General features: G+C 76.0%; 10 protein-coding genes. 8 read left to right on the top strand and 2 right to left on the bottom strand.

The genetic code is table 11. The annotated features are described in order from the left end of the window. Window positions 1-80: 80 nt before the first annotated feature. From ML5_RS27945 to ML5_RS27935, 3 genes are read left to right on the top strand one after another with little or no spacing between them, the layout of a single operon-like run. A complete protein-coding gene (locus tag ML5_RS27945; RefSeq protein ID WP_013477072.1) occupies window positions 81-1,118 on the top strand; it encodes a zinc-binding dehydrogenase in 1,038 nt (345 codons plus the stop codon). Next, entirely contained in the window at window positions 1,118-1,936 is an 819-nt protein-coding gene (locus tag ML5_RS27940) for a sugar phosphate isomerase/epimerase family protein (protein ID WP_013477071.1), read from the top strand. The genes ML5_RS27945 and ML5_RS27940 overlap by 1 nt, the downstream gene beginning before the upstream one ends. Further along, entirely contained in the window at window positions 1,933-3,270 is a 1,338-nt protein-coding gene (locus ML5_RS27935) for a hypothetical protein (protein ID WP_013477070.1), read from the top strand. The genes ML5_RS27940 and ML5_RS27935 overlap by 4 nt, the downstream gene beginning before the upstream one ends. A gap of 47 nt (window positions 3,271-3,317) precedes the next feature. On the opposite strand, the gene ML5_RS27930 is transcribed toward ML5_RS27935, so the two are convergent. Together ML5_RS27930 and ML5_RS27925 are read right to left on the bottom strand one after the other, a co-directional pair. Further along, the gene (locus tag ML5_RS27930) at window positions 3,318-4,022 is read right to left on the bottom strand and encodes a CBS domain-containing protein (protein ID WP_013477069.1); all 705 of its coding nucleotides are present in this window, start codon (window positions 4,020-4,022) and stop codon (window positions 3,318-3,320) included. A gap of 94 nt (window positions 4,023-4,116) precedes the next feature. Then, window positions 4,117-6,231 carry a molybdopterin-dependent oxidoreductase gene (locus ML5_RS27925; protein WP_013477068.1) on the bottom strand — a complete coding sequence of 705 codons (2,115 nt, stop codon included), beginning with the start codon at window positions 6,229-6,231 and terminating at the stop codon, window positions 4,117-4,119. Window positions 6,232-6,379: 148 nt separating this feature from the next. Here ML5_RS27925 and ML5_RS27920 point away from each other — a divergent pair, with 148 nt between their 5' ends. The 5 genes from ML5_RS27920 to ML5_RS27900 all read left to right on the top strand — a co-directional run bounded on the left by ML5_RS27920 (window position 6,380) and on the right by ML5_RS27900 (window position 19,470). After that, a complete protein-coding gene (locus ML5_RS27920; protein ID WP_013477067.1) occupies window positions 6,380-6,772 on the top strand; it encodes a DUF2267 domain-containing protein in 393 nt (130 codons plus the stop codon). A gap of 341 nt (window positions 6,773-7,113) precedes the next feature. After that, complete coding sequence (locus ML5_RS27915; RefSeq protein WP_236619307.1) at window positions 7,114-10,563, top strand: AMP-binding protein; 3,450 nt, start codon at window positions 7,114-7,116, stop codon at window positions 10,561-10,563. Continuing rightward, window positions 10,560-13,670, top strand: coding sequence for a thioesterase domain-containing protein (locus tag ML5_RS27910; RefSeq protein ID WP_013477065.1), 3,111 nt, complete (start codon window positions 10,560-10,562; stop codon window positions 13,668-13,670). The genes ML5_RS27915 and ML5_RS27910 overlap by 4 nt, the downstream gene beginning before the upstream one ends. Next, entirely contained in the window at window positions 13,667-15,970 is a 2,304-nt protein-coding gene (locus tag ML5_RS27905) for a lantibiotic dehydratase (protein WP_013477064.1), read from the top strand. The genes ML5_RS27910 and ML5_RS27905 overlap by 4 nt, the downstream gene beginning before the upstream one ends. Beyond that, window positions 15,967-19,470, top strand: a complete 3,504-nt coding sequence (locus ML5_RS27900) for a non-ribosomal peptide synthetase (RefSeq protein ID WP_013477063.1) — start codon at window positions 15,967-15,969, stop codon at window positions 19,468-19,470. The genes ML5_RS27905 and ML5_RS27900 overlap by 4 nt, the downstream gene beginning before the upstream one ends. Window positions 19,471-19,472: the final 2 nt, after the last annotated feature.

Here is a 19,472-nt window from a genome sequence, read left to right as displayed (position 1 = left end):
CCCATCGATTCATCAATCGAATCACATATGCCCATTTTTTGGGTTAGAATCGGGGTCGGCACTTCACTCGGAGCGACGCCATGAGCAACTGGGTTGTCTCTCTGGTCGGGCCCCGGCACGTACGCCTGGAGCCCTGCCCCACCGACCGGCTCGGTCCGGGCCAGGTCCGCGTCCGCACCCGCTACTCGGGCATCTCCGCAGGCACCGAACTGACGCTCTACCGGGGCAGCAACCCGCGACTGCGCAAGGACTGGGACGCCGGCTCCCGCATGTTCGTGCCCCGCCAGGCCGCGCCCGCGTACCCGGTGGTGGGTTTCGGTTACGAGGAGGTCGGCGAGATCGTCGAGGTCGCCCCCGACGTGGCCGGGCGACGGCCCGGCCAGCTCGTCTGGGGGATCTGGGGGCACCGCGCCGAGGCCGTGCTCCCCGCGACGGCCGCGCATCCGCTGCCACCGGGCCTCGACCCGCTCGCCGCCGTGTTCGCCCGGCCCGGTGCCATCGCGCTGACCGCCGTGCTCGCCGGTGACCTGCACCTGGGCGACTGGGTGGGCGTGTTCGGGCAGGGCGTGATCGGGCTGCTCGGCACGCGCCTGGCCGCACTCTCCGGCGCCCGCGTCGTCGCCGTCGACCGGATGCCCGGCCGGCTCGCGCACGCCGTGCGGCTCGGCGCGCGCCGGGTGGTCGACGCCGCCGCCGACTCGCCCGCCGCCGCGCTGCGGGCCGCCACCGACGGCCGGGGCGCCGACGTGTGCCTGGAGCTGTCCGGGTCGTACCCGGCGCTGCACGAGGCGATCCGCGCCACCGCGCACGCCGGGCGCGTCGTAGCGGCCGGCTTCTACCAGGGGTACGCCCACGGGCTGGAACTCGGCGAGGAGTTCCACCACAACCGGATCCAGCTCGTGGCCGCCCAGGTCTCCGGGCCGGACCCGGCACCCGGCACGGCCGGCCGGTGGTCCGGGACGCGGATCGCACACACCTTCATGGACCTGGTGGCCGAGGGCAGCGTCGACCCGCTGCCGCTGGTGAGCCACGTCGTCGACGCGGGCGCGGTGGCCGACGCCCTGGCGTTGCTCGACCGCGGTGACGGTGACGTCCTCCAAGTGGTGCTGAGGTTCTGATGGACATTCCACTCTCGTGCCAGGAGCAGTTGCTTCCCGGCACCGACCTGACCCGGAAGTACGCCCTCGCCGTCTCCCTCGGCTACCAGGGCATCGAGCTGCGCGGGCGGGGCGACCTGGCCCTGGCCCGGCGGCTGCCGGAGCTGCGCCGCGCCCTCGCCGCCGGAGTGGTCATGCCGACCGTCTGCGTCGAGATGGACCACTTCATCGGCGACTTCGACCCGGCCCGTTCCCGCGACGCGGTCGACAATCTGCGCTCCCAGCTGTCGGTGATCGCCGAGCTGGGCGGCGTCGGTGCGATGACCCCCGCCGCGTGGGGCATGTTCTCCTACCGGCTGCCCCCGTTCGAACCACCACGCTCGGCTGACGGCGACCGGCGGGTGCTCGTCGACGCCCTGGGCGAGCTGGCCGGGCACGCCCGCGCCGAGGGGGTCACCGTGTTCCTGGAACCGCTCAACCGGTACGAGGACCACATGGTCAACCGGCTCGACCAGGCCGTCGAGCTGTGCCGCGCGGTCGGCTCACCGGCGCTGCGGGTGGCCGCCGACACGTACCACATGAACATCGAGGAGGACGATCCGCACGCCGCGCTGCGCGCCGCCGCGCCGTACCTCGGGCACGTCCAGGTCAGCGACTCCAACCGGCACCAGCCCGGCGCCGGACACCTGGACTGGGGTGCGCTGCTGGCCACGCTCGACGCGATCGGCTACACCGGCTGGCTGGCGCTGGAGTGCCGGCTGCGCGGCGAGCCGGTCGCCGCGCTGCGCCAGGCCGCCACCGCGCTGGCCCAGGCCCGTCCCCGGCGGGCCGCCGCATGACGCTGACCACCGGGGTACGCGCCGACGCCGACCGCCACGCCCGGCTGCGTCGCCTCGCGCTGGCCACCCTGGACGCCAACTGGGAACACGACCACACGGTCCCCTCGCGCACGCTCTACCCGCACCAGTGGAGCTGGGACTCGGCGTTCATCGCGATCGGCCTGGCCCACGTCCGCCCCGACCGGGCCTGGCGGGAGCTGCGCACGCTGTTCGCCGCGCAGTGGGTCGACGGGCGGGTGCCGCACATCGTGTTCAACCCGGCCTCGCGCGCCGGGCCGTACTTCCCCGGGCCGCAGTTCTGGGACTCGGCCCGCGCCGACGGCTCACCGGCCCGGGCCACCTCCGGGATCGTCCAGCCGCCGGTGCACGCCCCGGCCGCCTGGCTGGTGCACCGCCGCGCGCCCGGCGAAGCGTCGGTGGCCGCGCTGCGGCGGCTCTACCCGAGGCTGGTCGCGCAGCAGCGCTACCTGACCGGCCGGCGCGACGCCGGGGGCGGCGGGCTGGCGTCGATCGTGCACCCGTGGGAGTCCGGACTGGACAACAGCCCCGCCTGGGACGCGCCGCTCGCAGGGGTGCCCGCCGACGAGGCGGTGATGCGCGCGTACCGGCGGCACGACACCGCGCACGCCGACGCGGCGCAGCGCCCCACCGACCTGGACTACGCGCGGTACGTCGCGCTCGTGGAGAGCTACCGGGCCGGCCGCTACCGGGACGAGGGCCTGCTCGGACGGCATCCGTTCCTGGTGGAGTGCCCACTGGTGAACGCCGCGCTCGGCGTCTCCGAGTACGCACTCGCGCGCATCGCCGCTGTGATCGGCGCCGACCCGGGGCCGCACCGCGACCGGGGTGCCCGGATCACCGAGGCGCTCGTCACCCGCCTCTGGGATCCGGTCGCCTGCACGTTCCGTCCCCGCGACGTGCGCGCCGACCGGCTCGTGCCGGCCCGGACCGTGCTCGGGCTGATGCCGCTGGCGCTGCCCGAACTGCCCGCCGCGCAGGTGTCGGCGCTGCTGGCCGAGGCGTGCTCGCCGCGCTTCGGGCTGGCCGCCCGGATGGACCGGCCGCTGCCCACGTACGACCGCACCGCGCCGGACTTCGAGCCGCTGCGCTACTGGCGCGGCCCGAGCTGGATCAACACCGGCTGGCTGCTCTGGCAAGGGCTGCGCACCCACCGCCGCGTCGACCTGGCCGCCGGGCTGCGCGAGTCGCTGCTCGACCTGGTCGACCGGGCCGGCTGCCACGAGTACTTCCACCCGGACACCGGCGCCGGTCTCGGCTCACCGGCGTTCAGCTGGACCGCCGCGCTGGTGCTGGACGCGCTCGCCCAGGAGTGACAGCGGTGGGCGCCGCGCACGCCGGCGCCCACCGGGCCGTCCAGGGCTCAGGCGATGCCGGCCGGGGTGGCGCCGCCGATGCGCAGCGCCGACATCGGCGCGTCGTCGATCGCGTAGCCGAGCGCGTCGACCACCTCGACCACGCCGCTGACCTGCCGGGTCAGCCGGACCGCGAGCTGCGCGGTGGACCGGCACTCCACCTGGCCGGTGAGCGTCACCACGCCCCTGTCGACTGTCACGTCCACCACGCCGTCGCGGACGCCGAGGCTGCGCCACAGCACCTCCTCGACCACGTCCCGCCGGATGCCGGCGTCCGGGCGCAGGTGCACCTTGAGCAGGTCGCCGCGGGTGACGATGCCGACCAGCCGGCCGAGGTCGTTCACCACCGGCAGCCGCTTCACGCCGCGCGCGTCCATCAGCCGGGCCGCCTCCACGATCGTCGCGTCCGGCGTGATGGTGACCGGGGGAGCGGTCATCAGGTCGGCGGCGAGCGTCGCGCCGGCCTTCGCCCGCGCCTCGCGGCGGTGCCGGTCCGGCAGGATCCGCCGCTCCCGGGGCTGGCCCAGGAACTCCACCTTGTACATCAGGTCCGCCTCGGACACCACGCCCAGCACCCGGCGGGTCTCGTCCACCACCGGCGCCGCCGTGACGTGCCGCTCGGTCAGCACGTCGACGATCTCCCGGTAGTCAGTGCCCTCCCGTACCGACGCCACGTCCCTGGTCATCACGTCCTGCACCTGCCACGTACGCATGGCGAACCTCCCTGTGTCCGCCTCCGACGCTAGGCGGCGGCGACGGGCCGGAGCAGGGGCGCAAAGACCAGGTCAGGGGGCCGGAGGTCCCGAATCACCCAGCCGCGACGGGCTCCGCGACCTCGTCGAGGGGCGGCTCGGCGGTCAGCAACTCGGCCGGCACCGGCTCGACCTCCACCCGGCAGTCGTGGAACGTGGGCGCCTCGCCCAGGTCGGTGTCCCGGACGCCGGTGACCGCGTTGACGGTGGACCGCCCCGGGCTGCGTCGCGCCCAGTACGCCTTGTACGTGAACGCGCACCCCGGCCGGGTCGCCTCGTCCACCGCCACCGCGGCGAGGAACGCGCCCCTGTCGTTGTGCACCCGTACCGCGTCACCGTCGGCGAGCCCGCGCGCCGCCGCGTCGTCCGGGTGCAGGTGCACCAGGGGCGGCCCGGCGCGGCGGGTGTGCCACGGCAGCGACGCGAACGTGGAGTTCATCAGGTAACGGTTGGCCGGGGTGAGCAGCGTCAGCGGGAACCGGCGGGCCAGCTCCGGGTCGGCCGCCTCGGCCGGTGGCGTGTACCCGGGCAGCGGGTCCACCCCGAGCGCGGCCAGCTCCGGGTCGTGCAGCCGGGCCCGCCCGTCCGGGGTGGGGAAACCACCCTCGGCGTACGGCGCGGAACCCACCGGCACGCCGGTGAGCCGGGCGTACGTGCGCTCGCGCAGCTCCTCGTACGTGATCGGGGCGTCGGCCAGCAACTGCCGGGCCAGGTCCTCGTCGCTGTCCCGGAACGCCGGGTGGTCGATCCCGAGCGCGGCGGCGATCCGCCGGAAGATCTCGGTGTTCGGCAGCGCCTCGCCCGGCGCGCGGGTGACCGGCAGGTTCAGCGTCGTGTAGTGGTGCCCGTAGGACGTCTGGAGGTCCAGGTGCTCGGGCTGCATGGTGGCCGGGAGCACCACGTCGGCGTAGTCGCAGGTGTCGGTCCAGCGCTGCTCCAGCACCACTGTGAACAGGTCGGCGCGGCCGAGCCCGGTCAGCAGCCGGGCCTGGTCCGGGGCGGTCGCCGCCGGGTTGGCGTTGAACACCACCAGCGAGGTGACAGGCGGGTCGGCCTCCCCGGTGAGCACGGCGGCCAGCCGGCTCATGTTCAGCGACCGGGCCGGCGGGGCGGGCATGCCGGCCGGCCGGATCACCGGGCCGTTGTCGACCCGGTGGTGGCCGCTGGTGGTCACCAGCGCCCCGCCGCCGGGGTACCGGAAGTCGCCGGTGACCAGCGGCAACGCGCAGATCGCCCGGATCGCCTGCCCGGCGCCGTGGTGCCGTTGCAGGCCCAGCCCGACCCGTACCGCTGTGGGCCGGGTGGTGGCGATCCGCTCACCGAGACGGCGGATCGTCCCGGCCGGCAGGCCGCACTCGGCGGCGGCCCGCTCCACCGGCCAGTCGTCGAGCCGGGCGCGCAGTTCCGGCCAGCCGGTGGTGTGCGCGGCCAGCCACGCCTCGTCGGCCGCCCCGGCGTCGCGGACGTGCCGCATCAGCCCGAGAGCGAGCGCCGCGTCGGTGCCTGGTAGCGGCGCGACGTGCTCGTCGCTGCGGGCCGCCGTGTCGGTGCGCAGCGGGTCGATCGTCACCACGTACGCGCCGCGCTCGCGGGCCTGCTGGACGAACGGCCACAGGTGCAGGTTGGTGACGAGCGGGTTGGCGCCCCAGAGCACGATCAGGTTCGCCTCGACGATCGACTCCGGTTCGAAGCCGACCGAGGCGCCGTAGAGCGAGCGCAGCGCCGCCCGCGCCGCCGCCGTGCAGATGGTGGTGTCCAGCCGGGACGCGCCCAGGTGGGCGAAGAGCCGGGGCCCCATGGTCCAGCCCTGAACCAGGCCCATGGTGCCGGCGAAGTAGTAGGGCAGCACCGACTCCGGGCCGTCCCGCTCGATGCTCGTGCGCAGCCCGGCGGCCACCCGGTCGAGGGCCTCGTCCCAGCTCGCCGGCCGGTACGCGACCCGGCCGGTGCCCTTCGGGCCGGTGCGGACCCAGGGCGTGGTGAGCCGGTCCGGCCCGTTCACCGCGTCCAGGTAGCGGTTCACCTTGCCGCAGAGCGCGCCCCTGGTGAACGGGTGGTCGCGGTCGCCGCGCAGCGCGACCGCCCGGCCGTCGTCGACTGTGAGCTGCCAGACGCAGGTGTCCGGGCAGTCCAGCGGGCAGGCGCCGGGGTGGGTCGTGACGGGGGCCATGGGCGGATGCTACCGACGCGACCGGCCACCTGCCCTCCGACTTTTCCGCCTCCCGCTGGGTGGGGCGTTTGGCCGGGGTGGGGGCGGGTACCCGCCGGGGCCGACCGCTGTGGGCGTGGTGCCCGCCGGCGGCGAGGGGAGGGGTGGGATGCGGTTCCCCCTGTTCGTCGAGGCGGTGGCGCGGCGGGCCGAGTTGCCCACTGACGAGGCCGCGACCGTCTCCCGTGCCGTGTTGCAGACCCTCGCCGACCGGATCACCGCGGACGAGACGACGGACCTGGCCGCGCAGCTGCCGGACGACGTGGGCGGCTATCTGGAGCCCGCCGGCACCGCCACCACCGGTGGCGCTGTCGACTTCCTGTACCGCGTGGCCGAACGCGCGGCGGTGGACCCGGCGGTCGCCGAGGTGGGTGCCGTCGCGGTGCTCGCGACGCTGCGCGACACGGTGACGGTGGGGGAGTTCCACGACCTCGTCGCGCAGCTCCCGAAGGGCTTCGACGCCATGGTGGACCCCATCCCACGACCGCCGTACGATGTCTGAGCAGGCTCCCCGCGATCCGGGTCGAGCTGCGGCACCGAGGCCGTCGCGGCGAAAGATTCCACGGCCTGGAAGTATTTTCACCGTAAAATAACTTGTCGCTTGTCACGTACGCTGAAAAACGTCTACGCGCTAGAGGGATGATCGGACGAATTCCTCCGTCCGAGGTTCCAAGGTGCCGTCCCCTCTTCGGCTCAAGCCTCATCGCCGCTCTTCCGGCGCACGGATCGAGCCATATTCTGCTTCCAATGTGAAGTCCTGGGGGGGATCAATGATCACATTCGTCGATTGCTGCCTGCCTGCCCTCTGTGGAGCGCAACCCGCTTCCTGACATGGCAGAGACGATGATCATCAATCGTTTCGGCGCGATCTCGGCGGTACACGGCGGACGTCCGGCACTTCTCGGTGAGACCCACGAGGTCACCTACACCGAGCTGGCCGGAGCGGCCGGCGGGCACGCTGCCGTGTTCGCCGCCGCGGGCCTGCGCGCCGGAGACCGGATCGCGCTGCTCACCGCACACGGTGCGCCCACCGTGGCGGCGATGCTCGGCGCCCTCGCGACCGGATGCGCGTACGTGCCGCTGGACCCGGGCTTCCCGGTCGCGCGGCTGCGCCACATGGTCGACGCCGCCGGGGTCACCGCGGTGGCCTGCGCCGCCGAGCACCGCGACCTGGCGTCCGCACTGGCCGCCGGGCGCCCGGTCGTAGCGCTGGACGAGGCGCCGCCGGCCCCGCTGCGCCCGGTCGCGGCCGACCCGGACGCGCTGGCGTACGTGCTGTTCACCTCCGGCTCGACAGGCGTGCCCAAGGCGGTCGGACAGACCCACCGCAACCTGGCCCACGTCGTCGACAACCAGATCGCCGCGCTCGGCGTCGGCCCGGACGACCGGCTCAGCCTGCTCGCGTCGTTCAGCTTCGACGCCGCCATCCCCGACCTCTACCCGGCGCTGCTCACCGGCGCCGCAGTCGTACCGGTCGACCTGCGCCGCCAAGGGCTGGCGCACGCCGTCGACCAGCTCGACCGGCACCGCGCCACGGTGCTGCACTGCACGCCCACCGTCTACCGCTTCCTGCTCGACACGCTCGGCGCGCGCCGGCTGCCCACGGTGCGCGCGGTGCTGCTCGGCGGCGAGCAGGCCACCTGGGCCGACGCGGCCCGCGGCCGGGACCGCTTCGCTCCCGGCTGCGTGCTCGTCAACGGCTACGGCGCCACCGAGATGACGTTCGCCGCCCGGCACGTGCAGCAGCTGTCCGAGGTGGACCCTGATGCCCGCGGGCCGCTGCCGGTGGGTGTCGCGTTCCCCGGCTACCGGCTGGACCTCGCCCCGGACACCGGCGAGATCGTGGTCCGCAGCCGCCACCTCGCCCCCGGCTACCTCAACCAGGACAGCGACCGGTTCGGCGCCGACGCCGACGGGCTGCTGTCGTACCGCACCGGTGACCTGGGCCGGCTGCTGCCCGGCGGGGAACTGGTCTGCCTCGGCCGGCTCGACCGGCAGGTCAAGGTGCGCGGGCACCGGGTCGAGCTGACCGAGATCGAAGCGGTGCTGTCCGCCCAGCCCGGCGTGGCGGGCGTGCGCGCGATCGTGCGCGACGGCGAGCTGCTCGCGTACGCCCGCCCGGCCGGCGCCCGCCCGGACCCGGCGGCGCTGCGCGCGGCGCTGACCGCCGCGCTGCCCGACTACGCCGTGCCCCGCGCGGTGGTGGTGGTCGACGAGTTCCCGCTCACCGTCACCGGCAAGGTCGACGAGCGGGCGCTGCCCGACCCGGTCACCGAGGTGCCCGCCGAGGAGGCGCCGGCCACCGACACCGAACGCGCCGTGCACGACATCTGGTGCGCGGTTCTGGGCCGTGACGCGGTCGCCCGCACCGCCAGCTTCTTCGACGTGGGCGGGCAGTCGCTGCTGCTGGGCCAGGTGCAGCAGCGCCTCGCCGAGCGGTTCGGCGTACGCCTGCCGATGCTGCGCCTGTTCGACCACCCGACCGTCGCCACCCAGGCGGCGCTGCTCGACGCCCCACCCGAGGCCGTCCGCGCCCCGGTGCTGCCCGCGCCCGCCGCGCCGGTGCGCGCCGCCCGCGACTACACCGGCGACGAGATCGCCGTGGTCGGCGTCGCCGGGCGGTTCCCCGGCGCGCCCGACGTGGCCACGTTCTGGTGGAACCTGTGCACCGGCGTCGACTCGGTGCACGACCACACCGACGAGGAGCTGGCCGCGCTCGGCATCGGCCCCGCTCTGCGCGCGGACCCCCGGCACGTCCGCGCCACCGGCCGCCTCGACGGGGTGGCCGACTTCGACGCCGACTTCTTCGGCTTCGGCGCCGACGAGGCCGCCCGCACCGACCCGCAGCACCGGCTGTTCCTGGAGACCGCCTGGGAGGCGCTGGAGGACGCCGGGCACGACCCGGCGCGCTTCCCCGGGCTGGTCGGCGTCTACGCCGCCACCTCGGCCAACCGCTACTTCCTGTTCCACCTCATGGACAACCCGGCGGTGGTCGGCGACGTCGACCCGGACGACTGGGAGGCCCGGCTCGTCGGCCGCCAGTTCACCGACCACCTGCCCGGGCAGGTGGCCTACCGGCTCGGCCTGACCGGCCCGGCGATGGCCGTGCAGAGCGCCTGCTCCAGCTCGCTCGTCGCGGTGTGCGTGGCCGCGCAGAGCCTCGCCGACTACCAGTGCGACCTGGCGCTGGCCGGCGGGTCCACGGTGATGTGGCCCCGGCACCGGGCGGGCGGGCTCGCCTCGCCCGACGGCCGGTGCCGCGCCTTCGACGAGGCCGCCGCCGGCTCCGGCTTCGGCTCCGGCGCGGGCGTGGTCGCGTTGCGCCGGCTCTCCGACGCGCAGGCCGACGGCGACCGCATCTACGCGATCCTGCCGGGCTGGGCGGTCACCAACGACGGCCCGGACCGGGCCGGCTTCGCCGTACCCGGCCCGGCCGGACAGGCCGCCGCCGTCGCGAACGCGCTCGCCACCGCCGAGGTCGCACCCGGCGAGGTCCGCTTCGTCGAGGGCCACGGCAGCGGTACGCCGCTCGGCGACGCCATCGAGGTCGCCGCGCTGCACGAGGTGTACGCGGGCGCCGCGCCCGCCGAGTCCACAGCGCTCGGCTCGGTGAAGACCAACATCGGTCACCTCGACGCCGCGGCCGGCATCGCCGGGCTGATCAAGACGGTGCTGGCCGTCCGGCACGGGGTGATCCCGCCGAACCTGCACTTCACCCGCCCGCACCCGGAGATCGACCTGGCCGCCGGACCCTTCTACGTGCCCACCAAGGCGCGGGACTGGCCGGACGACGCGCGCCGGGTCGCCGGAGTGAGCGCGTTCGGCCTGGGCGGCACCAACGCGCACGTCGTGGTGGAACAGCCGCCGCCCGCCGAGCCGGCCGACCCGCCCGGCGGGGGACCGTGGCTGCTGCCGGTCTCCGCGCGTACCCCGGCGGCGCTGCGGGCCGCGCTGGCCCGCCTGCGCAGCCACCTCGCCGGGGCCGCCCCGGCACTGTCCGACGTGGCCGCCACGCTGGCGCTGGGCCGGCGGGCGTTCGCCCACCGGGCGGCGGTGGTCGCCGCCGACCTGCCGGCCGCGCTCTCCGCGCTGGACGTGCTGCTGGACACCGGCGCCCGCATCGCCGGTGACGGCGGCCCGCTGCGCGAGACGGCCGCCGAGTGGGTCGCCGGGCGCGACGTCGACTGGCACGCGCTGCACCCCGAGGGCACGGTCCGGCGCACCGGACTGCCCACCTACCCGTTCCAGCGCCGCCGGCACTGGATCGACCCCGTGCAGAAAGGTCCGCGGTGAACTGGTTCGTCTCCGCCGGAAGCCGACCCGAGGCGCCGGTGCGGTTGTTCTGCCTGCCCTACGCCGGAGCGGGCGCCAGCGCGTTCCGGCGCTGGGCGGCCGAGTTCGGTCCGAGCGTCGACGTGGTGCCGGTGCAACTGCCCGGCCGGGAGAACCGGATCACCGAGGACCCGCGCTTCAGCGTCGCCGAGGTGGCCGACGCCATCGCCTCCCGTGCCGACCGCCCGTACGCGATCTACGGCCACTCGATGGGCGGACGGCTCGGCTTCGACGTGGTCCGTGAGCTGCGCCGCACCGGCCGCCCGCTGCCGCTGCGGCTCTACGTCGGCGGCGCGCGCGCCCCGCACGTCGCCACGCCCGGCCCGTTCGACGGGCTGTCCCGGGCCGGCGACGACGAGCTGCTGCGCCGCCTCGGCGAGGGCGGCGGCCTGCCCGCCGAGCTGCTCGACCACCCCGAGCTGGTGGAACTGCTGCTGCCGCTGCTGCGCGCCGACTTCGGCCGGGTCGACGACTACCGCCACGTGCCGGGCGAGCCGCTGCCGGTGCCGATCGTCGTGTTCGCCGGCCGCACCGACCGGGCGGTCAGCCGGGAGCAGAGCGCCGCCTGGGCTGAGCACACCGCGGCCGGGTTCACCCTGCACGAGCTGGACGGCGGGCACTTCTTCCTGCACGACCGGCTGACCGAGCTGGCCGCGCTGATCCGGGCCGACCTGACCGCCGCGCCCACCGACACCCGCCCCGGCACGCCGGACGCGGGTCCGGACCCGGTGCGCGCCGCCGGTCGCGGGACCGCCGGCGCCGCGCACCGGGTTCCGCTCGGCGGCACCGGCTGGTCGGTGTGGCGCGACGCGATGCTGCGGACCACCGGTTTCCCGGCCGACGGGCTGGAGCTGTTCACCGCGCCCCGGGCCGCCGCGGCGGCCGACGAGCTGCTGGCCACCGGCGCCGGTGAGGACCGGTTCACCAAGGAGTTCGAGGAGGCGCTGCGCGCCGGCGCGCAGCGGTTCAGCGAGCTGGCCGCCGACCCGCTGCTGCGCGAGGCGGTCACCTGGCAGAACCGGGGCGCGCTGGTGGCGTTCGACGGGCTGGTGCGCGGCGGCGCCGACGCGGCCCGCAACGTGCGCCGCCGCGACCGGGAACGGGCGCTGCTGAAGTACTGGCAGCGCTACTGCGGCAAGAACGAGACCGTGGGCTTCTTCGGCCCCAGCTGCTGGGTCACTGTCGATCCCGCGCAGCCGGAAGTTGCCCGAGTCAACCCCGGCGACAGCCTGACCCGGCGGCGCTGGGTGTGGTTCGAGTCGTGGGCGCTGTCCGCGTACGCCGAACGGATCGGCGCGGACCTGGCGGTGCGGCGGTGGTGGCCGCCGATGCTGCGGGCCCACCTGGCCGTCCGGGACCGCGACGTGCTGCGGCCCGGCCGCCCGCCGCTGACACTGACCCCGGTCGAGGCCGCGCTGCTCCGCGCGGCCGACGGCCGGCGCGCCGCCGTCGACCTGGTCGCCGACCCGGCGATCGGGCTGCGCCGCCCGGAGGACGGCTACGCGCTGCTCGACCGGCTGGTCGAACGGGAACTGATCACCTGGGACGCGGCCCTGCCGGTGAGCCCGGACGCCGAGCGGGTGCTGGCCGACCGCATCGACGCGATCGGCGACGACCCGGCCCGCGCCGCCGCCCGCGCCGGGTTCGACCGGCTGCGCGCCGCCCGCGACGACGTCGCCGCCGCGGCAGGCGACGCGGACCGGCTGCGGACCGCCCTGGACGCCCTGGACGCCACGTTCACCGAGCTGACCGGCGTGCCCGCGGTGCGCCGGGCCGGACAGATGTACGCCGGCCGCACGGTCTGCTACGAGGACAGCGCCCGGGACCTGGACGTGGTGTTCGGCGCGCCGCTGCTGGCCGAGCTGGCCGCCCCGCTGGACGTGCTGCTGCGCGCCGCCCGCTGGCTCGCCAACGCGCTCGCCCACGCCTACCTGGACGTGCTGCGCGGCCTGTACGAGGAGCTGCGCGCCGAGTCCCGCGGCCCGGTGCCGCTGGCCGACCTGTGGTTCCTGGCCCAGGGGATGTTCTGGGGCGACGGGGACCGGCCGGTCGACGCGGTGGCGGCGGACTTCGCGGCCCGGTGGGCCGGACTGTTCGGCCTGGACACGCTGCCCGCCGGCACCACCGACGTACGGCTGCGCGCGGCCGACCTCGCCGGCCGGATCGACGCCGTGTTCCCCGGCGACGGTCCGGGCTGGTCCAACGCCGCCATGCACAGCCCCGACCTGCAGATCTGTGCCACCGACGCGGACGCGCTGCGGCGCGGCGACTACACGGTGGTGCTCGGTGAGCTGCACGCCGCCTGGTCGTCGTTCGACTGCGCGGTGTTCACCCCGTCGCACCCGGACGTGGAGCGGCTACGCGACGCGCTCGCGGTGGACATGGGGCAGCGGCGGGTGCGACTGCTGTTCCCGGCCGACTGGCCGCGGCGCACCAGCCGTACCGCCGAGTCGCTGACCGGCCCGACCGACCGGCACCTGGCGTTCCTCGACGCCCCGGGCGCCGACCCGGCCCGCGTGCTGCCCACAGTCGACCTGGTCGTCGAGGAGGTGGACGGCGAACTGGTCGCCACCGCCTCGGACGGGCAGCGCTGGCCGCTCGTCGAGGTCTTCGCCGAGCCGCTCAGCGCGCACGCCGTGGACGGGTTCAAGCTGGTCGCCGCGGCGCCGTACACGCCCCGGATCACAGTGGACCGGCTGGTGCTGGCCCGGCAGACGTGGCGGACCACGGTGGGCGAGAGCGGCCTCGCCGTGCCCGACGGCGAGCGGGACCGCTTCCTCGCCGTCCGGGACTGGCGGCGCCGCCTCGGCCTGCCCGAGCAGGTGTACGTCAAGCTCGGCACCGAGACCAAGCCGTGCTTCGTGGACCTGTCCGCGCCGGCGTTCGCCACCACGCTGTGCGCGATGGTGCGCGCCGCCCGGGTCGACGGCGGCGACGACGTGTCGTTCACTGTGAGCGAGATGCTGCCCGCACCGGAGCAGGCGTGGGTGCCCGACGGGCAGGGCCGCCGCTACTTCAGCGAGCTGCGCCTGCACATCACCGACGCCCGGCGGGAGGACCACCGGTGAGCCATCTGCTGCCCCTGGGCGACACCGGCTGGTCGGTGTGGCGGGACGTGGTCCTGCGTACCGCCGGTTTCCCGGCCGCCGGGCTGGACCGGTTCGCCGCGCCGGACTGCGCCGCCGCCGCGGACGCGCTGCTCGCCGGTGACACCGGCCCCGAGGTGTTCGGCAAGGCGCTGGGCGACGCGTTCGCCGAGTCCTCCGCGGTGGCCGGCGAGCTGGCCGCCGACCCGCTGCTGCGCGAGGCGGTGACCTGGCAGAACCCGGACATGCTCATCGCGCTGGACGGGCTGCTGCGCACCGACCCGCAGGTCCGCAACGTCCGCCGCCGCAAGCGCGAGCTGAGCCTGCTGCGCTACTGGCAGCGCTACTGCGGCAAGGCCGAGACGATCGGCTTTTTCGGCCCGGTCTGCTGGGGCACGTTCGACGCCACCCGGCCCGGCGTGCACACCGCGCCCGGCGCCGCGCTGGTGCACCGGCGGCGGGTGTACTTCGAGGCGTGGGCGCTCATCGCGTACGCCGACCGGCTCGCCGACGACCTCGCGGTCCGCCGCTGGTGGGCACCCGCCCTGCAACCGCACCTGACCGTCGCCGGACGGGAACTGCGGGCGCCGCTGCACCCGCCGATCGTGTTGACCCCGGTCGAGGCGCTGCTGCTCGGCGCCTGCGACGGGCGGACCCCGGCGCTGGAGCTGGCGCACCGGCTCTGCGACGCCGGTGAGGTGCACAGTCCCGACGACGTCTACCTGCTGCTGGACCGGTGGGTGGAGCGCGGGCGGCTCAGCTGGGGCGCCAACCTGCCGATCGCGCCCGACGCCGAGCAGGTGCTCGCCGCGCGGATCGCCGCGATCGGCGACGAGCCGGTCCGTGCCGCGACGGCGGCCGAGTTCGGCCGGCTCCGCGCCGCCCGTGACGAGGTGACCGCCGCGGCCGGCGACCCGGACCGGCTCGGTGCCGCGCTCGCCGCGCTCAACGCCGAGTTCACCGCCGTCACCGGCCGCCCGGCCACCCGGCACAGCGGACAGATGTACGCCGCCCGCACCGTCTGCTACGAGGAGACCGCCCGCGACCTGGAGTTCCGGATCGGGTCGGCGGTGATCGATGCGCTGGCCGAGCCGATGGCGGTGGTGCTGCGTACCGCCCGCTGGTTCACCGGCGAGGTCGCCGCCCGCTGCGGCGAGCTCTTCACCGAGCTGCACGAGGAACTGGCCGCCGACGGCCCGGTGCGGCTGGCCGACCTGTGGCTGCTGGCCCAGGGCACGCTCGTGGCCCCGGACGGCCCGATCGGCCGGGCCGGCGCCACGCTCACCGCGCGCTGGGCCGAGCTGTTCGGCCTGGCCGACCTGCCCGAGGGGCAGGCGGAGCTGCGGCTGCGCGCCGCGGACCTGACCGAACGGGCCCGGGAACTCTTCCCGGCCGAGCGGCCCGGCTGGCCGTCGGCCCGGCTGCACAACCCGGACGTGCAGCTCAGTGCGGCCTCGCCGGAGGCCGTCGAGCGCGGCGACTTCCTGCTGGTGCTCGGCGAGCTGCACCCGGCCTCGGTCGCGTTCGACAGCGCGGTGCTCAGCCCGTTCCACCCGGACCCGGCCGCGCTGCGCGCCGACCTCGACGCCGACCTGGGTCCGGTCCGGCTGCGGGTGCTCTGGCCGGACAGCTTCCCCCGCCGCACCACCCGCACCACGTACGCGCTGACCGGCCCGGCGGACCGCCAGCTCGGCATCGACACCGCGCACGGCGCCGACGTGGACCGCCTGGTTCCGGCCACCGCCGTGGTGGTCGAACGCACCGGGGACCAGCTCACCGCGGTCTTCCCCGACGGCGCCCGCTGGCCGCTGATGGAGGTGTTCGCCACGCTGCTCGGCTCGCTGCTGCTGGACGCGTTCAAGCTGCTCGGCGCCGCCGCGTACACGCCCCGCATCACCATCGACCGGCTGGTCGTGGCCCGGCGTACCTGGCGTACCACGGCCGGGGCGTGCGGGCTGGGCGGCCACGCCGACGAGACCGCCCGCTACCTGGCGGTACGCCGCTGGCGCGCCGAGACCGGCCTGCCCGAGCGGGTGTTCGTCAAGGTCGGCACCGAGATCAAGCCCTGCTACGTGGACCTGACCGGCCCGCTGTACGCGCAGTCGCTGTGCGCGATGGTCGACGCCGCGCTGCGGACCGGCCCGGACGTGCCGGTGGTGGTCTCCGAACTGCTGCCCGCACCCACCGAGGCGTGGGTGCCCGACGCCCGGGGGCGCGGTTACGTCAGCGAACTGCGCCTCCAGATCACCGACCCGGCCGAGCACCTTGGAGGACTCCGGTGACCGACACCCTGACCGTCAGCGCCGTCCACGGCCCGGACCTGCCGTGGCCGGACGCCACCCTGGCCGACCTGGTCACCGCGCAGGCGGCCCGTACCCCGGACGCGGTGGCGGTGCGCCAGTGGGACACCCGGCTCACCTACCGGCAGCTCGTCGACCGGGCCGCCGGGGTGGCCGCCGCGCTGCGCGAGCACGGCGTCGGCCGGGGCGACCGGGTCGGCGTGTGCGGCGCGCGCACCCCCGACCTCGTGGTCACAGTGGTCGGCGTGCTGCTCGCCGGCGCCGCGTACGTGCCGCTGGAGCCGGGCGGCCCCCTGGCCCGGCTGCGCGGGATCGCCCGCGACGCGGGCGTACGCGTGGTGGTCGGTGACGCGGCGGCGGCCGAGTTCGGCGACGAGCCCGGCGTGACGGCGCTCGGCCTGCCCGGCCCGGCCCCGCTCGCGCCCTGCCCGGCCCGCCCCGGCGACCCGGCGTACGTGCTGTTCACCTCCGGTTCCACCGGCCGCCCGAAGGGCGTGCTGACCACCCACCGCAACGCTGTCGAGTTCGTCACCGGGGTGAGCGCGCTGACCGGCGCCGACGCGTCGGTCCGCAGCCTCGGCATCGCCTCGCTCGGCTTCGACGCGGCCACCATGGACCTGTTCGTGCCGCTCACGCTCGGCGGCGCGGTGCAGCTGCTCGGCGCCGACGACCGGGCCGACCCGGTACGGCTGGCCCGGTTCGTCGCCGAGCACGAGGTCACCTGGGGCTTCATCACCCCGACCGTGCTGTCGCTGCTGGACCCGGCCGGGTTCCCGTCGTGGCGGGTGCTGCTCTGCGGCGGCGAGGCGGTCCCGGCCGAGCTGGCCGCTCGCTGGGCGCCCGGCCGGCGGTTCCTCAACGGCTACGGCCCGACCGAGACCACCGTGCTGGCGGTCACCTGCGACCTCACCCCGGCCGACACCGACCCGATGCCGATCGGCCGGCCGCTGCCCAACCACCGGGCGTACGTGGTCGACGCCGACCTGCGTCCGGTGCCGGCGGGGGAGACCGGCGAACTGCTGATCGGCGGGCCCGGCCTGGCCGACGGCTACCTCAACCGGCCCGGCCTGACCGCCGAGCGGTTCGTGCCCGACCCGTTCGGCGACGTCCCCGGCGCGCGGCTCTACCGCACCGGTGACCTGGTCCGGCAGGGCCCGGACGGCCGGATCGTCTACCTCGGCCGCGCCGACCGCCAGGTGAAGGTCCGCGGCCAGCGCATCGAGCTGGGCGAGATCGAGGCCGTGCTCGCCGCCCACCCGGGCGTCGAGCGCGTCGCGGTGGAGGCGGTACCCGGCCCGGCCGGCGCCGAGCTGGTCGCGTTCCTCACCCCGGCCGGCGCGCCCGACGACGACGAGCTGCGGGCGTACGCCGCGCCGCGGCTGACCACCGCGATGCTGCCGGCCCGGACGGTGCGGCTGGACGCGCTGCCGGTCAGCGCGACCACCGGCAAGCTGGACCGGCCGGCGCTGCGCGAGCTGGCCGCGGCCACCCCGGCCGCCGTGGCCGACGCGTCCGCCGACGACGACCCGGTGACGGCGGGGGTCCGGCGCGTCTGGACCCGGCTGCTCGGCGCCGCGCCCGCCCCGGACAGCGACTTCCTCGCCGCCGGCGGCAACTCCGTCGCCGCGATGCGGCTGGTCGCCGCGCTGCGCGGGGAGCTGGGCCGGCAGGTGGACACGCGGGTGCTGTTCGCCGACCGCACGTTCGCCGCGCTCGTGGACCGGGTCCGCGCCGCCGACCCCGCCGACGCCGACGGGCTCACCACAGGCAATCCGCCGACGCTGTCCCCGCCGCAGCGGCGGCTGTGGTTCATGGACCAGCTCGCCCCGTCCAGCGCGCCGTACAACATCGCCGTCGCGCACCGGCTGCGCGGGCCGCTGGACGTCACCGCGCTCGGCGCCGCGCTGCGGGCCGTGGCGGAACGGCACGACGTGCTGCGCTGGCGCATCCCGCAGAACGGCGGGGTGCCGTACGCGGTCCGCGAGGAGCCCACCGACGTGGCGGTGCCGGTGGTCGACCTGACCGGCGCCGCCGACCCGGACGCCGAACTGGCCGGCATGCTCGCGGCCGGTGCCGGGCACGCGTTCGACCTGGCCACCGGCCCGCCCTGGCAGGTGACCGTGTTCCGGCTCGCCGCCGAGGAGCACGTGCTCGCGGTGACCGTGCACCACGCGGTCTTCGACGGCTGGTCCGAGGCGCTGCTCTACGACGAGCTGGCGCTCGCGTACGCCCGCGCGCTCGGCCGGTCGGTGCCGGGCCGCCCGCCGCTGCCCGCCACGTACGCCGACTACGCGGTGTGGCGCGCCGACCGGGACCGGCGCCGGGGCGAGACGGACCTGGCCTGGTGGACCGCGCACCTGGCCGGCGCGCCGACGGTGCTGGACCTGCCCCGCGACCGTCCCCGCCCGGCCGTGCAGACGTACGCCGGCGCGGAGGCCGCGGTACGGCTGGACGAGACCGCCGACCGGGGCGTGCGCGACCTGGCCGCGACGCGCGGCAGCACTGTCGCGGCGGTGCTGCTGGCCGCGTTCGGTGAGCTGCTGCGGCGCGTCACCGGCGGCGACGAGCACGTGCTCGGCGCGATCGTCGCCGACCGGCGGCTGGCCGCGTTCGACGAGGTGATCGGGTTCTTCATCGACACCGTGCCGGTGCGGGTCCGCTCCGGCGGCGCGAGCTTCGCCGAGCAGGTCGACCGGGCCGCCGCCGAACTGCACGAGGTCACCGCCCACCCGGGCGCGCCACTGGAACGCATCGTGGAGGCGCTCGGCGTGGGACGGGACACCTCCCGCGCCCCGCTGGTGCAGGTGCTGTTCAACGTGCTCAACTTCGTCGCGCCCCGGCTGACGCTGACCGGCCTGGCCGTCGAGCCGGTGCCGGTACCGAAGCCCGGGTCGCCGTTCGACCTGACCGTCTACGTGGTGGAGCGCGACGGGCGGGCCGGCGTCGAGGTGGTGCACAACCCGGACCTGTTCGAGGGCGAGCGGATCGAAGCGCTGCTGGCCGACCTGGCCGCCCTGGTCGGCGCGCTCGCCGCCGACCCGGACGCCCCGGCCGCCGAGGTCGCGCCCGAGCTGCCCCGCCCGGCGGTACGGGTCGCGGCGCTCGGCGCGATGAGCGTCGCCACCGCCGAACCGGCCCGCGCGCCGCTGCCCGCCGGGTCGGACGCGCTCACCGCGACCGAGGAGCTGATCGCCGGGATCTGGCGCGACGTGCTCGGCCGCGACGCGGTCGGCGTGAGCGACAACTTCTTCGACATCGGCGGCCACTCGATGGCCCTGGCCGCCGTGCACGCCCGCCTCACCGAGGCCACCGGCCGCTCGATCACCATGCTCGACCTGTTCCGCCACCCGACCGTACGGGCGCTCGCCGCCAGCCTCGACGGGGCCGCCGACCGGCCGGAACTGGCCCGCGCCGCGATGTGCGCCGCCGCCCGGCGGGGCCGCGCCCGCCGTACCCCGCCACCACGCCGACCTCACCCGTGACG

Source organism: Micromonospora sp. L5, from assembly GCF_000177655.2.
GTDB classification, from domain to species: domain Bacteria; phylum Actinomycetota; class Actinomycetes; order Mycobacteriales; family Micromonosporaceae; genus Micromonospora; species Micromonospora aurantiaca.
The sequence above is the reverse complement of the archived record's forward strand: the minus strand, read 5'-3'. Positions and strand labels throughout refer to the sequence as shown.

Bases quoted from the DNA above. Each gene is read 5' to 3' on its own strand.
- ML5_RS27915 (WP_236619307.1), top strand. From the start codon at position 7,114: ATGATCATCAATCGTTTCGGCGCGATCTCGGCGGTACACGGCGGACGT.
- ML5_RS27945 (WP_013477072.1), top strand. From the start codon at position 81: ATGAGCAACTGGGTTGTCTCTCTGGTCGGGCCCCGGCACGTACGCCTG.
- ML5_RS27930 (WP_013477069.1), bottom strand. From the start codon at position 4,022: ATGCGTACGTGGCAGGTGCAGGACGTGATGACCAGGGACGTGGCGTCG.
- ML5_RS27935 (WP_013477070.1), top strand. From the start codon at position 1,933: ATGACGCTGACCACCGGGGTACGCGCCGACGCCGACCGCCACGCCCGG.
- ML5_RS27925 (WP_013477068.1), bottom strand. From the start codon at position 6,231: ATGGCCCCCGTCACGACCCACCCCGGCGCCTGCCCGCTGGACTGCCCG.
- ML5_RS27940 (WP_013477071.1), top strand. From the start codon at position 1,118: ATGGACATTCCACTCTCGTGCCAGGAGCAGTTGCTTCCCGGCACCGAC.
- ML5_RS27920 (WP_013477067.1), top strand. From the start codon at position 6,380: ATGCGGTTCCCCCTGTTCGTCGAGGCGGTGGCGCGGCGGGCCGAGTTG.